We start from the raw sequence: 14,012 nt of genomic DNA, 5'->3' as shown, positions 1-14,012 counted from the left end.
TGCAGGCCCGACCGCTCTGGTGTGGTATGCGGTAAGCGCCGCGTACATTCATTCTGCGCTTATTTTTTCTTTATGTGTAGTGGTCGGCGGGACTGGAGGGGAGGAAGCAACGGTGGCTGACGTGCTCGCGCGGATACCCTCGGTCATGTGGGCGACCCCGTACGCCGGTGCGCGGTTCCCGGGATCCGCGGCGGTACGCGACCGACCGGGCCTCACCGACGGCGCCAACTGTCAGCTGTTCGCGTACGCGGTTCTCGAACTATTCGGCCTGGAACCCGCTGCCTGGCGCTCCAGCGACCTGTGGGCCGATACCCGGCTGACGCGCCGCGTCGCGGTCGCCCAGCCCCTGGACCTCGTCCTGTTCAACGCCACCGACGAATCGTGGGGTGCGCATGTAGGGGTCGTCGTGGGGGAGGGCCGGATCCTTCACCTGTGCGCCGAGGTCGGGCGCCCCGCGGTGTGGAGCATGGCGGAGTTCGCCGCACGAGAGCGGTACCGGACCCTGCTCGGCTTCAAGCGGATGCGCTGAACGTCAACGAGGCAAGGTGCGCCGCCCGCGACTCGCCGGTCTGGCCCTGAACCAGCAGGAACATCGCTTCCCTGGCCAGGCGTTGGGCCTTGCTGGTCAGGGTCATCGCGCGCCCGCCTCCCGCCACCACCGCGGCTGTGGTGGCCGTGCGCATCACGTCATGGGCCTGGGTGCGCAGAGACAGTCGTTCGTCCAGGTGCTCGTGCGGTACCGGGTGGTCGGCCAGCGTGTAGGACCGGCGGCGGACCTCGTCGAGGCGGGTGCGCAGCGAGGCGGCGATGTCCTCGTCCAGCAGAGCCAGGGCCGCCTCGGTGATGCCGAACACCGCCGGTGACGCGTTCACCGTCTTCGCGCGGTCGGTCACGGACCACCGCTCGTACGACACCCGCAGGGCGACCGACTCCTCCGGCACCCGCAGGCCGTCCAGCTCCACGGACACCGTGCGGGCAGCCGTGAGGGCCGCGAGCCGCATCGGCGGCGACGGGCGCAGCCCCGGCTGCTCGCGTGCCTCGGTGAAGGCGAACACCACCTCGGCCGTGTCCGTCACGCCGGCGAGCAGCATCACGTCGTTCAGCCCCCAGCCCGTGTACCAGGGCACGGTGCCGTCGAACCGCCAGCCTCCGGGCTCGGGCACGGCCCGTACGGGAATCCGGGGAAAGGCACGGACATGGGCGTACGCGATCCCCGCCAGCAGCTCGCCCGTGGCCAGGGGGCGCAGCAGCTTCTCCCGTACGGGTGAGTCGTGGGTGGCGAGCACCTTCACGGGCGTGTGGTGCTGGGTCTGCACGAACCACGTGGAGCAGCACGCCCCGGCCAGGATCTCCGCGATCTCCCGCGCCACCGGGGCGGGCGCGCCCGCCCCGCCGTACTCCGTCGGCGCGCCCACTCCGAGCAGCCCCGACCGCCTGACCGCGTCGATGTGGCTCGCGGGCAGGGTCTCCTGGTCGACCCGCTCGGCGTGCGGGGCGAGGAGATCGCGCGCCAGCCTGCGGGCACGGGTGACGAGGGGATGAGGCGCGGTGGTGGGGATCGTCATGGAGAAATTCTCGCGGTCGGGCAGCGCGGGGTGTCGAGTCGGGGGTGTGTCGTTCGTGTAGGAGGTGGAAGGACACCACGACGCCCAGGAGGCCGTGATGAAGTACTACCTGCTCAGCGTGATGCAACCGGTCGGGGGCCCGCCCGCCCCCGAGGTCCTCGAGGAGATCGGCAAGAACCTCGACGTCTTCCACCAGGAGCTGCGGGAGGCGGATGCCTGGGTGTTCGCCGGGGGACTTCACGGCCCGGAGTCATCCACCGTGCTGCGGCCCCGCGACGGCGACGTCCTGATCACTGACGGTCCGTATGCCGAGGGCAAGGAGATGCTCGGCGGGACGACGACGGCGTGCTGGTGCCGCTGCCGGAGCAGGACCGCGCCTGCTGGGACCGCGACCTGATCGCCGAGGGGCAGGAACTCGTCCGCCGCTGCCTGCGCCGGAACCAACCGGGCCCATACCAGATTCAGGCCGCCATCCAGGCCGTCCACAGTGACGCTCCGACCGCAGACGCCACGGACTGGAAGCAGATCCGGCGCCTCTACGACCATCTCCTGGCTCTGGCCCCGAGCCCGGTCGTGGCCCTGAACCGGGCCGTCGCCGTGGCCGAGACCGAGGGCCCGCGGCAGGCCCTCGGCCTCGTGGACGCCCTCGACCTCGACGACTACCGCGTCCTCCACGCCGTCCGCGCCGACCTGCTGCGCCGCCTGGGCCGCGATACGGAGGCCGTGCGGGAGTACGAGGCGGCCATCGCGCTCACCGAGAGCGCGGCGGAACGTGCGTTCCTCGACCGTCGCCGGAGGGAACTCACACGCTGAGCGCCTCCCGCACCGCCGACTCGGCCTCCTTGCCGCCCGCACCGGACGAGGTGACCCGACCGGCCTCCAGGACGAAGTACCGCTGCGCCGCCCGCATCGCGAAGCCCACGTGCTGCTCGACCAGGAGCACCGAGAGCCCGCCCCGGGCGGCCAGCGCGAGGATCGTCTCCTCGATCTCGGCCACGACTGACGGCTGGATGCCCTCGGTCGGCTCGTCGAGCAGCAGCAGACGAGGCTCCGTCACCAGGGCCCGGGCGATGGCGAGCTGCTGCCGCTGACCGCCCGAGAGCAGCCCCGCGCGCCGGTTCGACAGTGCCCGCAGCGCCGGGAACAGGTCCAGCGCCTCCGCGATCGCCGTCTTGCCGCGCTTGCGTCCGTCCGCCACCAGCTGAAGGTTCTCGGCGGTCGTCAGGTGGGGGAAGGCCTGCTGACCCTGCGGTACGTACGCCATGCCGCGCGCCACACGCTCATGCGGCTTGCGCCGCGTGACGTCCTCGCCGTCGAAGCGAACCCCGCCGTTCGACGGGGTGAGCAGTCCGACGGCAGCCCGCAGCAGGGTGCTCTTGCCGGCGCCGTTGTGCCCGAGCACGGCCGCCACGCCGTCCTTCGGGACCTCGACGGAGACCCCGTGCAGGACGGTGCTGCGGTGGTAGCCGACGTGGACGTTGTCGATCTCCAGCATCACGCCTCCTGTACGGCCGCCGGGGCCGCGGGATCGAGTGCGTCCCCGGCGGCGGCGTGCCCGAGGTACACCTCCTGCACCTTGGGATCCGCCTGCACCGCGGCCACCGTTCCCTCGCTCAGCACCTTGCCCGCGTGCAGCACGCTGACGCTGCGCGCGAAGGATCGCATGAAGTCCATGTCGTGCTCGATGACGACCACGGTCCGCTCCTCGCTGATCCGCTCCAACAGCTCGCCGGTGGCCTGCCGTTCGTCATGGCTCATCCCGGCGACCGGTTCGTCGAGCAGCAGCAGCCGTACGTCCTGCACGAGCAGCATGCCGATCTCCAGCCACTGTTTCTGCCCGTGCGCGAGGGTCCCGGCCGGATGGTCGGCGAGCTCCGCGAGCCCCACCGTCTCCAGCGCCCGTGCGACGGATTCCGGAACGCCCTTGCGGCGCCGCAGCATCGTCAGCACCCCCCGTCCGGCGCCCGCCGCGATGTCCAGGTTCTGAAGGGCCGTCAACTCTTCGAAGACCGTGGCCGTCTGGAACGTACGGCCGATGCCCGACCGGGCGATCCTGTGGACACTGCGCCCGAGCAACTCATCATCCCCGAAGAGCACCGATCCGTCCGCCTTCACCAGGCCGGTGACGGCGTCGACGAGCGTCGTCTTGCCCGCGCCGTTCGGCCCGATGAGGAAGCGCAGATCGCCGGGCTGTACGTCCAGGTCCACGCCGTCGACGGCCTTGAACCCGTCGAAGGACACCCGCAGTTGCCGTATCCGAAGGCCTGAGAGCTCACTCATGCTGCTTCTCCCACAGGAAGGGCAGGTGACGGTTTCTCACTCGCACGCGCCGCCCTGCGCCGCCGTACCATCCCCACCAGCGAGGCGAGACCGCCGGGCAGGAACGCCAGGGCCACGATGAACAGCAGCCCCTGGAAGTACGTCCAGGCCGCCGGGAACTCCTCCGACAGCGCCGTCTTGGCCCAGGCGACGCCGATCGCGCCCAGTACCGCGCCGGCCAGGCTCGCCCGGCCGCCGACCGCCGCGCCGATGACGAACTCGATGGACGGCACGATCCCGATCATCGCGGGCGAGATGATGCCGACCGCGGGCACGAACAGGGCGCCCGCGAGCCCGGCCATGCCGGCCGCGACGACGTACGCGACGAGCTTCACGTTCGCCGGGTCGTACCCGAGGAAGCGCACCCGCTCCTCCGAGTCCCGTACGGCGACGAGGAGTTCGCCGTACCGGCTGTGGATCAGCTGCCGGGCGAGGGCGATCAGGAGCAGCAGGGCGGCGGCGATGACGAAGTACACCATCCGCTGGTTGACGGGGTCGTTGAGGTCGTAGCCGAAGAAGCCCTGGATGTCGGTGAGCCCGTTGGTGCCGCCGGTGGTGGCCTGCTGGCCGATGAGCCAGATCGCGAAGGCGGCGGTGAGCGCCTGGCTGAGGATCGCGAAGTACGCGCCCTTGACCCGGCGGCGGAAGATGAACGAACCGAGCAGCGCGGCGACCAGCATCGGCAGCAGTACGGTCGCGGCGAGTGCGAACACGGGGTTCGCGAACGGCTGCCACCACCACGGGAGTTCGGTGGCCGTGCCGTACAGCTGCATGAAGTCGGGGAGGTTGCCGGGCCCGGCGTCGGCGATCTTCAGGTGCATCGCCATGGCGTAGCCGCCGAGCCCGAAGAAGACGCCCTGCCCGAGCGTGAGCAGTCCGCCGCGGCCCCAGGCGAGGCAGATGCCGACGGCGACCATCGCGGTGCACAGGTACTTGGCGAGCAGCCCGAGCCGGAAGTCGGAGAGTGCCAGCGGCGCGAGGGCGAACAGAGCCACGGCGGCTGCGGCGAAGCCGGCCCGGGCCCGCGCGGAGCGCCCCTTGAAAAGGGGCATACGAGTGCGAAGCGGCATACGAGAGTCGGTCATACGAGGCTCCTCGTACGCAGGGTGTACAGCCCTTGGGGCCGCCACTGGAGGAACGCGACGATGCCCACGAGGACGAGCACCTTCGCGACGCTGACGGTGGTGGAGTACTCGAGGACGGACTGCAGGACGCCCAGCACGAAGGCGACGATCACGGTGCCCTTGAGCTGCCCGATGCCGCCGACCACGATCACCAGAAAGGCGTCGATGATGATGTTGGTGCCCATCGTGGGACCGATCGGACCGACCAGCGTCAGCGCGACTCCGGCGACTCCGGCGAGCCCGGACCCGATGAAGAACGCGGTCCGGTCCACGCGTTCGGTGGAGATGCCGGACACCTCGGCAAGATCGCGGTTCTGTACGACGCCGCGGATCCGGCGGCCCAGCGGGGTCAGCCGCAGGGTCAGCGACAACGCGACGACCGCCGCGATCGCCAACCCCAGGATGAACAGGCGGCTGTTGGCGACCGTGAGCGGATCGTCGCCGCCGATGAGCGTGATGTTCCCGGTGAGCAGGTCGGGCGCGCGGGTCTGCACGTTCGGCGCGCCGAAGATGTCCCGGGCGAGCTGCTGGAGCATCAGCGAGACACCCCAGGTGACGAGCAGCGTGTCGAGCGGGCGCAGATACAGACGGCGGATCAGCAGCCACTCCAGCAGCGCGCCGAGGGCTCCCGCCACCAGGAAGGCGACGGGCAGCGCGACGAGCAGCGACGGACCTGCGCTGGTGATGGACTTCTGGAGGACGTACGTGGTGTAGGCGCCGGCCATGATGAACTCGCCGTGGGCCATGTTGATGACGTTCATCTGGCCGAACGTGAGCGAGAGGCCGAGCGCGATGAGCAGCAGGACGGCACCGATGCTGATGCCGGTGAAAGTCTGACCGAGGATCACGGTCATACGGCGGCTCCGGGAGATGGCGGCGGGCACGGGGACACCCGCTTCGAAGTCTTCAACTCCTCGAAGCGGGGACCCCGCGTGACGACTGGTCAGGGATCGTCAGGAAAGGCCGGAGGCCCAGGAGTAGCCCTTCAGATACGGGTCCGGCTTGATCGCCTTGCCGGAGTCCCACACCTGCTCGATCAGCCCATCCGTGCCGATCTTGCCGATCCGGGCCGTCTTGTAGATGTGCTGGGTCGCACCGTCGATGGTGACCTTGCCCTCAGGAGCGTCGAAGGTGATGCCGTCCGAGGCCGACTTGACCTTCTCCGGGTCGAACGACTTGGCCTTCTCGACCATCGCCTTCCACAGATAGACCGAGGTGTACGCGGCCTCCATCGGGTCGCTGGTGGGCTTGTCCTGGCCGTACTTGGCCTTGTACGCCTTCACGAACTCGGTGTTCGCCGCGCCCGCCGTCGTCTGGTAGTAGTTCCAGGCCGTCAACTGGCCCGCCAGATACTGCGCGCCGATCGACTTGACCTCTTCCTCGGCGATCGACACCGAGACCACCGGCATGCTCGCGGCCGTCAGGCCCGCGGACTTGTACTCCTTGAAGAAGGCCACGTTCGAGTCGCCGTTGAGGGTGTTGAAGACCGCGTCTGCCTTCGACGCCTTCACCTTGTTGGCGATCGTGCTGAACTCCGTGGAGCCCAGCGGCGCGTAGTCCTCGCCGAGCACCTTCATGCCATTCGCCTTCGCGTACGCCTGGATGATCTTGTTGGCGGTCCGCGGGAAGACATAGTCGCTGCCGACGAGGTAAATCGACTTCTTGCCCTGGCTCTTGAGGTAGTCGAGCGCCGGGACGATCTGCTGGTTGGTGGTGGCACCCGTGTAGAAGATGTACGGGGATTCCTCAAGTCCCTCATACTGCACGGGATAGAACAGCAGGGACTTGTTCTTCTCAAAGACGGGTTTCACGGCTTTGCGGCTCGCGGAGGTCCAGCAGCCGAAGGTGGCCACGACCCGGTCCTCGCGGATGAGTTTGCTCGCCTTTTCGGCGAAGGTGGGCCAGTCGGAGGCGCCGTCCTCGCTGATCGGCTTGATCTTCTTGCCGAGCACACCACCCTTGGCGTTGATCTCGTCGATCGCCAGCTTCAGCGAATCGCGTACGGTGACCTCGCTGATCGCCATCGTGCCGGACAGCGAGTTGAGCAGGCCGACCTTGACGGTGTCTCCGCTCGTGTCCGCCTGTGCCGCCTTGTCGGACGAGCCGCCCGCGTCGGTCTTGGCGCCGCACGCGGACAACGCGACAGCGGCCGCGAGCGCCGCCGCGCCCGCCACTATCTGGCGTCGGAAAATTCTGGAACCGCTGGACAAATGGACCTCCTCGTCCCATGAAGGACAAGCTCGTGAAGTGCGGTCCACAGCATCAAGTCACCTCGTTTCCGAGGTGTTTCACTTGACTTTCCCGGCTGTATCTTCCAGCTCTCGACGGAAACAAAAAATGCCCCGGGCGGAATTCTGTGTATGAATTCACAGTTCGCTCGAGGCATTTTGGTTACTTCCTGTGGGAAGTATCTTCACGAGGGTGCGGGCATGTCAAGACCGGGATTCATGAAGATCCAGCTGGGCCACGACATCGAAGTCCACGCCGTCCGCCCGCGCCAGATAGATCCGCTGCTGTACGTGGCTGCCGCGCAGGTGGAGCAGCCCGCGCGGGCCCTCGTACGACACGGTGTCCGCAGCCGCACCGATCGCGGAGACGTCCAGGGTGCCGGCCCGCTCGATGAGCGCCGCCAGCAACAGCACGCCTTCGTAACACGATTCGCCGAGACTGCCGAGGACCGGCGCCTCGACACCGAACCGCCGGGCGTACTGGCCGTGGAAGTCGAGCGTGTCCTGATTGGCCAGCGAGGCGAAGAACCCGGCCGTGCTGTAGAGGCCGGCGGTGGCTGTCGGGCCGCTCGCCATCAGCATGTTCTCGTCCATGAGCGTGCTCAGCCGCACACAGCGCGCGTCAAGACCGGACGCGGCGAACGCCCGGTTGAAGCGGACCGCGTCGCTGCCTACGAGCAGCATCAGCACCGCGTCCGCCTCCGACCGCTCGATCCGGCGCAGCACCCCGTCGAAGTCGTTGGCGCCGAGCGGGAGATAGGCCTGCCCGCAGATGCTCCCGCCGGACTCGAGCGCGTAACGGTGCGCCGCCCGGGCCGTACGACGAGGCCACACATAGTCGTTGCCGACCACGAACCAGCGGCGAACCCTGTGCTCCCGTGCCAACAGGCGTATAGCGGGCCGCAGTTGGTCGTTGGGAGTCTCGCTGGTCAGGAACACGCCCGCGGTGTCCTCGCCGCCCTCGTACAGCGCCGTGTAGACGTACGGCACCCGGTGGGCGATCCGCGGGGCCAGCACCTGGCGTACGGAGGAGATGTGCCATCCGGTGACACCCTGCACGATGCCGAGGTCGACCAGTGCCTCGACGTCCTCGGCGATGCGGTGCGGCTCGGCGCCGCCGTCCACCGGCAGCAGCCGCAACTCCTTGCCGAGCACGCCGCCCGAGCGGTTGACCTGTTCCGCGGCGAGCTGCGCGCACAGCTCGCACGTGGGCCCGAAGATGCCCGCGGCGCCCTGCAGGGGAAACACCAGGGCCACACTGATGACTGATGTGTCGGCGGTGCCGGTGAACCAGTCGAGCGGATGGGGGTCGTCGGGCCGGAACATGCGGTCATGATTCCGGGTACGCCCGGTGAACTCCACTGTTTCTCGTGGTGCGGTCGGAGCGTGCGGCGGCAGGCGGGAAGATCCTTCCGCGGAACGGGACTTGTACGATGGCATGGCCCCCGGGAGCGAGGAGAAGGATGCCGACCCCACCTCCGCGTCGGTCTCAGGACCTCACGCATCTCTTGACGCGGGCAGAGCGGCTGGTCGCGCGCCGGCTCCAAGAGGTCCTCGAGGAGCACGGCTGTTCACTCGACGCCTGGCGTGTCCTCTCCCTGCTCTCCGACGGCGAAGGCCACCCCATGACGGCGGTCGCCGAAGCGGCCTTCCTGCCGCCGCCGACCCTCACCAAGCTGGTCGACCACCTCGTCGACCAGAACCACGTCTACCGCCGCGTCGACCCCCTCGACCGACGCCGCATCCTCGCCCACCTCACCCCACGCGGTGAGACGTACTGGCGACGCGTCGACCGCGCGGTCCGCGACCGGTGGCCCGCACTGAGCGACGGTGACGACGAGTTGCTGGAGGCGCTGCTGCGGCGGCTGGTGGCCACGCTGGACGCGTCGGCGGAGACGGAGTCGCGGCCGGCCTGAGCCGCGAGGCTCACGCGGGGACCGCTGCCGGACCGGCCGGCCCAAGCCCGTTTGAACGCGGTGGCGACCGGGCGTCGGCCGCTCACGCCGCCTGCCGTGTTCGCATGATCGCCCTTCGTGTTTTGGCCTGCTCATGCCCATTTGTAGGACGTGTGTTGCCTCGTCCATTACACCTTGGCGGGACTTGTCGTCGCAGGCACCGTCACCGTCGGCATCAGCGTCGCCTCCCCTGAACACGAGCCCGGCGCCCGGCACAACCCCGCGGCCAAGGCCGGCGAGAAGCAGATCGCCGCCCTCTTCGACCAGTGGAACGCCGCCCTGCAGACCGGCGACGCCGAGAAGGTCGCCGAGCGGTACGCCCCGGACGCGGTGTTGCTGCCCACCGCGTCGCCGAAGATCCGCACCAACCATGAAGAGATCGCCGACTACTTCGAGCACTTCCTGCTCAAGAAAGCCCAAGGGCGAGAAGGTCAGAAGCGTCATCAATGTCCTGGAAGTACGAGAAGCGCGGCGGCAAGTGGCTGATCGTCAACCACCACTCCTCGGTGGTGCCGCCCGCGAGCTGATCACCGCGCCGTGCCGTTCGGCGGGTGGGCGCGTGCCGGGAGTGGTAGGGCTGGGGAAGCGACTTCCGGCACGCGTCCCGGGGCGTCAGCCGCCGGCCCCGAGCGAACAGCCGCCGTCTGCCGGCAGTACCGTGCCCGTGATGTAGTCGGCCGCCGCTGAACAGAGGAATCCCGCGACCTGGGCGACCTGTCGCGTGGTCTGCATCTCCCCCAGAGGGATCACCCGGTCGACGCGCTCGCGGTACTGCGGTTCCTCCCGGTACTGCCGTGCGGCCAGACCGGCGTCGACGATCCCCGGCGCGAGGACGTTGACGCGTATGTGGTGGGGTGCCAGTTCGAGTGCGGCGGAACGGGCGAGCATCGCGAGGCCGGCCTTGGAGACGGAGTACGCGGCGGTTTCGGGCCACGGTACGGAGCCGATCCAGGAGCCGGTGAGAATGATGCGGCCCTCGGTGCCGTCCGCGACCATCTGACGGGCCGCCGCCTGGGTCAGATGGAAGACGCCGGTGAGGTTGACGTCCAGCTGGGCCTGCCAGTCCTCGGGCGTGATCTTGAGGAAGGGTGAGGAGCGGACGATGCCCGCGTTGCCGATCGCCGTGTCCAGGCCGTCGACGCGGGCCAGCGCGGCCGTGAGGGCGTCCGGGTCCGTGGTGTCCGCGAGGTCGTAGCTCAGGGTGCCCGGGACCTGGCCCACCCCCGCGATACGCGCGGACGCCTCCGCCTCGTCGACGATGTCGATCAGTGTGACGTCGGCGCCCCGGGAGGCGAGTTCGTACCCGATGGCGAGGCCGATGTCGCCGACACCGCCAGTGATGGCGACGCGTCGGCCGCCAAGATCCTGGGGCACCTCGGTGTCCTCTCTTCGGTCATACTGGTCTGACCGCTCGTGTCCTTTCTCCCCTCCCGCTCGCCATGTGTCAAGGGGTGTATGAGGGGTTCCCGCACCGAGAGGCGAGCTTGACGCGGGGCGAAGTCTCGGCCAGGCTCCAGGCTGACTGGTAAGACCGGCATGACCAGATGGAGGACGATCATGCGCATCACCGCCCTGGAAACCGTGCGCTCGGAAGTCCAGCCCAACGTCTGCCAGGTTCTCGTCCACACGTCCGAGGGCCTGCACGGACTGGGGGAGACCTTCTGGGGAGCGGAGGCCGTCGAGGCGTACCTCCATGAGTCGGTCGCCCCGGTGCTGCTCGGGCTGGCGGATCCGGCTCCCGAAAAGGTGGCCAGGCTGCTCGCCCCGTACGTCGGCTTCGGTGGCTCAGGGGCGGAGACGCGCGGCAACGGGGCGGTGGACATCGCGCTCTGGGACCTGCTCGGCAAGCGCGCGGGGCTGCCGGTCACTGCGCTGCTGGGCGGTCCGGTGCGGGAGTCCCTGCGGGTCTACAACACCTGCGCGGGCACCGGCTACATCCGTGACGAGGGGCGTCAGTCCTCGGCCAACTGGGGGTTGGCCGAGGAGTCCGACCGCTACGAGGACCTGGAGGCCTTCCTCCACCGTCCCGGCGAACTGGCCCGCTCCCTGCTGGAGGAGGGGATCACGGCGATGAAGGTCTGGCCCTTCGACTCCGCCGCCGAGCGGACCGGCGGGCTGCATGTCTCACCGGCGGACATCCGGCAGGGCATGAAAGTGCTGGAGGAGATCCGGGGCGCCGCGGGGGACCGTATGGACATCCTCGTCGAACTGCACGGACTGTGGTCCGTCAAGGCAGCCGTCGAGATCCTGACCGCGCTGGAGGACATCGAGCCGTTCTGGGTGGAGGACCCGCTGCGGCCGGACGGCATCGACGGCTACCGCAGCCTGCGCGGGCGTACCTCGGTGCCGATCGCGACGGGGGAGACGCTGGCCGGCCGCCGTGCGTTCAAGCCGCTGCTGGAGAGCGGTGCGATCGACGTGGCTCTCATCGACATCAGCTGGACGGGCGGGCTGACCGAGGCGCAGAAGGTGGCCGCACTCGCCGACACGTACGGTGTGGCCGTGGCGCCGCACGACTGCACCGGGCCAGTGTCGTTCGCGACGACCGTCCAGTTCATCGCGAGCCAGCCGAACGGACTGATCGCCGAGACCGTACGCGCCTTCCACCACAGTTGGTACGGGCTCATGGCCGAAGGGCTGCCCGTGCCGGTCGACGGGTGGGTGGCGCCCACGGCCGAACCGGGGCTGGGAGTCGCGTTGCGTGCGGAACACCTGGCAGCCCCGGGCACCACACGCCGGGTGTCCCGGCTGGACGCCGGCGGGTGACCGGGACGAGCCCTCGGACTCCGCTCGCCCGCCAGGCGCGGGACAGGCGTTAGCCCGCCAACTCGTCGTCCAGCCGCGCGACTTGGATGCCCCGCCGCGCCAGCACGTCGTCCAGCGGCGTGTCCAGGTCCTCTCCGTAGAGGTCCAGTGCCAGCCGCAGATGCTCCGCCATCGCCGCTCGCGCCGCCTCGGCGTCCCTGCGTGCGATGCCCTCGTAGATCGTCTGGTGCATGGGGTCACCCGCCTCCAGGACCGCCCGGTCGCTCAGACTGCGCAGCATGAGCCCGTAGACCAGGGTCCGGATGGAACCGAACATCACAGCGATCACCGGGTTGCCGGTGGCGTGGGCCACCGCTTCGTGGAAGGCGAGGTCGGTGCGTGCGAGGGAGGTCAGGTCGCGGGCCGCCTGATGGGCCTCCAGAGCCTGCCGTACGAGATCGATCTGCTCATCGCTGCCGCGTGACGCGGCCATCGCCGCCGCCTCGCACTCCAGCATCGTGCGCGCGGTGACCAGATCCCGCGGTGTGACCCCGGTGCGCTGTGCCATGCGGACCAGCGGCCGGGCCAGGTCGCTCGCCCCCACGGCCCGTACGAACGAGCCGCGCCCGGGGTGGATCTCGATGTAGCCCCGCTCCTGCAGGCCTCGCAGCACCTCCCGGATCACCGGCCGGCTGACGTGGTACTCGGTGCACAGACTCCGCTCGGACGGCAGCCGGTCGCCGACCTTCAGCGTCCCGCTCAGTATCCGGCGCTCCAGTCGGCCCAGCACGGCATCCTGGTTGGGATACAGCGGCGGAGCGCCCGCCTTCGCCGTGAAGTCCGATGCCATGGTGTCCAGTTCCTCTCCGGGGCGACGCTCCTGAACAGGATAGACCGGTAAGACCAAGAGGTCAGAGCCGGAATCGGCCTCGTTACGGTCTCAGAGCACTCCGGAGCCTGCCGCCCGCACCGTCAAATATGTTGCGCATCGCGCCTTGACGGCCTCTGACCCCGATGGGAGGGTGTGGCCCGCGGGGAGACCGGTCAGACCAGTTAGACCGCACGCTCGCTCCCAGGGACGACACTGCGCCGCGCTCCGAGAAAGGTCGTGGGACGACATGAGAGCCTCCACTTCGCCAAGGCGGACACCGCGACGACGCCTGGCGGGAGTCGCGCTCGCGGCTTCGGTCTCCCTCGTCGCTGCCTGCGGTGGCGGAAGCGGTACGACCAGCTCCGACGGCACGGAGACGATCACCGTCGCCCTCACCGGCCTGGGGCCCGAGGGCGAGGCCACGGAAGCCGCGATCAAGGCGTTCGAGAAGGCGAACCCCAAGATCAAGGTCAACGTGCAGGTGCTCTCCACCGACGCCACGCAGTACCAGCAGCAGATACAGCAGCGGCTCGTCGCCGGCTCCGGATCCCCGGACGTCTTCAAGCTGGACGGCATCTACGCCCCCGCCTTCGCCAAATCCGGCTGGCTGCTGGACCTGGCAAAGGTGAAGGCCGACACCTCTCGCTTCATGCCCACGTCGCTGACCGCGGGCGAGTACGAGGGCAAGACGTACGCGGTGCCCTGGTTCGTCAACACCGAGGGGCTCTTCTACCGCACGGACCTGGTCAAAACGCCTCCGACGACCCCTGACGAACTCGTCACCGCCGCCCAGCAGGCGATGAAGGACGACCCGAAGCTCAAGTACGGACTGGCCTTCGAGGGCGCCAAGTACGAAGGCGTGATCACCGCGTTCATGGCGATGGCGGGAGGCTTCGGCAGCAAGCTCGACCCCGAGAACCTCGACACCCCGCAGAACCAGCAGGCCATGCAGTTCATGGATGACGCGATCCGCAAGTACAAGATCTCGCCGAGCGCCGTCACCGGCTGGAAGGAGGGCGAGGTCCAGCAGGCCTTCAACTCCGGCCAGGCGGCGTTCGCGATCAACTGGCCGTTCGTCTTCTCCACCGCCAAGGGCACGCCCACCGATCTTGGTGGTTAATTCCAATTGTCATGCGACGAGGCGTAGTTGGAGTCTGGCGAGGTGGCAATGATTGGTGCGGTCGAGGGGGCGGCCGTGCCACCAG

Annotated in this window: 15 protein-coding genes and 2 pseudogenes; 8 read left to right on the top strand and 9 right to left on the bottom strand. The window is 69.0% G+C overall.

From position 1 onward, the window contains the following. Positions 1–112 precede the first annotated feature (112 nt). Complete coding sequence (locus tag ABD357_RS11315; RefSeq protein ID WP_344389480.1) at positions 113–529, top strand: NlpC/P60 family protein; 417 nt, start codon at positions 113–115, stop codon at positions 527–529. Here ABD357_RS11315 and ABD357_RS11310 read toward each other — a convergent pair. Beyond that, positions 513–1,565: an acyl-CoA dehydrogenase family protein gene (locus ABD357_RS11310; protein WP_344389478.1), complete on the bottom strand. Its 1,053-nt coding sequence runs from the start codon at positions 1,563–1,565 to the stop codon at positions 513–515. The genes ABD357_RS11315 and ABD357_RS11310 overlap by 17 nt on opposite strands. A gap of 97 nt (positions 1,566–1,662) precedes the next feature. Between ABD357_RS11310 and ABD357_RS11305 the strand changes: the two genes are divergently transcribed. Further along, complete coding sequence (locus ABD357_RS11305) at positions 1,663–1,962, top strand: YciI family protein (protein ID WP_344389557.1); 300 nt, start codon at positions 1,663–1,665, stop codon at positions 1,960–1,962. Next, positions 1,890–2,378 (top strand): annotated as a pseudogene (locus ABD357_RS11300) (DUF6596 domain-containing protein); the annotation flags it as partial. The gene ABD357_RS11305 and the pseudogene ABD357_RS11300, both read left to right, overlap by 73 nt. Here the strand turns inward: ABD357_RS11300 and urtE are convergent. The 6 genes from urtE to ABD357_RS11270 all read right to left on the bottom strand — a co-directional run bounded on the left by urtE (position 2,368) and on the right by ABD357_RS11270 (position 8,562). Then, on the bottom strand, positions 2,368–3,060 hold the full coding sequence (gene urtE, locus ABD357_RS11295; protein WP_344389476.1) for an urea ABC transporter ATP-binding subunit UrtE: 693 nt from the start codon (positions 3,058–3,060) through the stop codon (positions 2,368–2,370). The pseudogene ABD357_RS11300 and the gene urtE sit on opposite strands and share 11 nt — an antisense overlap. Then, positions 3,060–3,845 (bottom strand): urea ABC transporter ATP-binding protein UrtD, encoded by a 786-nt coding sequence (gene urtD, locus ABD357_RS11290; RefSeq protein ID WP_344389474.1) that lies wholly within the window; start codon positions 3,843–3,845, stop codon positions 3,060–3,062. The genes urtE and urtD overlap by 1 nt, the downstream gene beginning before the upstream one ends. Beyond that, positions 3,842–4,936: an urea ABC transporter permease subunit UrtC gene (gene urtC / locus ABD357_RS11285; RefSeq protein WP_344389555.1), complete on the bottom strand. Its 1,095-nt coding sequence runs from the start codon at positions 4,934–4,936 to the stop codon at positions 3,842–3,844. Before urtC ends, urtD begins: the two co-directional genes overlap by 4 nt. 29 nt (positions 4,937–4,965) lie before the next feature. Then, a complete protein-coding gene (urtB, locus tag ABD357_RS11280; RefSeq protein ID WP_344389473.1) occupies positions 4,966–5,862 on the bottom strand; it encodes an urea ABC transporter permease subunit UrtB in 897 nt (298 codons plus the stop codon). Positions 5,863–5,961: 99 nt separating this feature from the next. Then, positions 5,962–7,218 (bottom strand): urea ABC transporter substrate-binding protein, encoded by a 1,257-nt coding sequence (gene urtA, locus ABD357_RS11275; RefSeq protein WP_344389472.1) that lies wholly within the window; start codon positions 7,216–7,218, stop codon positions 5,962–5,964. Positions 7,219–7,440: 222 nt separating this feature from the next. Then, on the bottom strand, positions 7,441–8,562 hold the full coding sequence (locus ABD357_RS11270; protein WP_344389470.1) for a substrate-binding domain-containing protein: 1,122 nt from the start codon (positions 8,560–8,562) through the stop codon (positions 7,441–7,443). Positions 8,563–8,699: 137 nt separating this feature from the next. Here ABD357_RS11270 and ABD357_RS11265 point away from each other — a divergent pair, with 137 nt between their 5' ends. The 3 genes and pseudogenes from ABD357_RS11265 to ABD357_RS11255 all read left to right on the top strand — a co-directional run bounded on the left by ABD357_RS11265 (position 8,700) and on the right by ABD357_RS11255 (position 9,718). Beyond that, positions 8,700–9,152 (top strand): MarR family winged helix-turn-helix transcriptional regulator, encoded by a 453-nt coding sequence (locus ABD357_RS11265; protein WP_344389468.1) that lies wholly within the window; start codon positions 8,700–8,702, stop codon positions 9,150–9,152. 150 nt (positions 9,153–9,302) lie between these two features. Next, positions 9,303–9,569, top strand: a pseudogene (locus tag ABD357_RS11260) (SgcJ/EcaC family oxidoreductase); the annotation flags it as partial. 68 nt (positions 9,570–9,637) lie between these two features. Next, on the top strand, positions 9,638–9,718 hold the full coding sequence (locus tag ABD357_RS11255) for a hypothetical protein (RefSeq protein ID WP_344389553.1): 81 nt from the start codon (positions 9,638–9,640) through the stop codon (positions 9,716–9,718). A gap of 85 nt (positions 9,719–9,803) precedes the next feature. On the opposite strand, the gene ABD357_RS11250 is transcribed toward ABD357_RS11255, so the two are convergent. Beyond that, positions 9,804–10,565, bottom strand: a complete 762-nt coding sequence (locus ABD357_RS11250; protein WP_344389466.1) for an SDR family NAD(P)-dependent oxidoreductase — start codon at positions 10,563–10,565, stop codon at positions 9,804–9,806. A 183-nt stretch (positions 10,566–10,748) separates the two neighbouring features. Here ABD357_RS11250 and ABD357_RS11245 point away from each other — a divergent pair, with 183 nt between their 5' ends. Next, positions 10,749–11,957: a mandelate racemase/muconate lactonizing enzyme family protein gene (locus ABD357_RS11245; RefSeq protein WP_344389465.1), complete on the top strand. Its 1,209-nt coding sequence runs from the start codon at positions 10,749–10,751 to the stop codon at positions 11,955–11,957. Positions 11,958–12,006: 49 nt separating this feature from the next. Here the strand turns inward: ABD357_RS11245 and ABD357_RS11240 are convergent, their stop codons facing one another. Continuing rightward, positions 12,007–12,786 (bottom strand): FadR/GntR family transcriptional regulator, encoded by a 780-nt coding sequence (locus ABD357_RS11240; RefSeq protein ID WP_344389463.1) that lies wholly within the window; start codon positions 12,784–12,786, stop codon positions 12,007–12,009. A gap of 268 nt (positions 12,787–13,054) precedes the next feature. Here ABD357_RS11240 and ABD357_RS11235 point away from each other — a divergent pair, with 268 nt between their 5' ends. Beyond that, positions 13,055–13,927, top strand: a complete 873-nt coding sequence (locus ABD357_RS11235) for an extracellular solute-binding protein (RefSeq protein ID WP_344389461.1) — start codon at positions 13,055–13,057, stop codon at positions 13,925–13,927. The last annotated feature ends 85 nt before the right edge of the window (positions 13,928–14,012 follow it).

It is taken from the genome of Streptomyces vastus (assembly GCF_039532825.1).
GTDB classification, from domain to species: domain Bacteria; phylum Actinomycetota; class Actinomycetes; order Streptomycetales; family Streptomycetaceae; genus Streptomyces; species Streptomyces vastus.
Note: the sequence above shows the minus strand (reverse complement) of the source record. Positions and strands in the feature narration are given on the sequence as shown.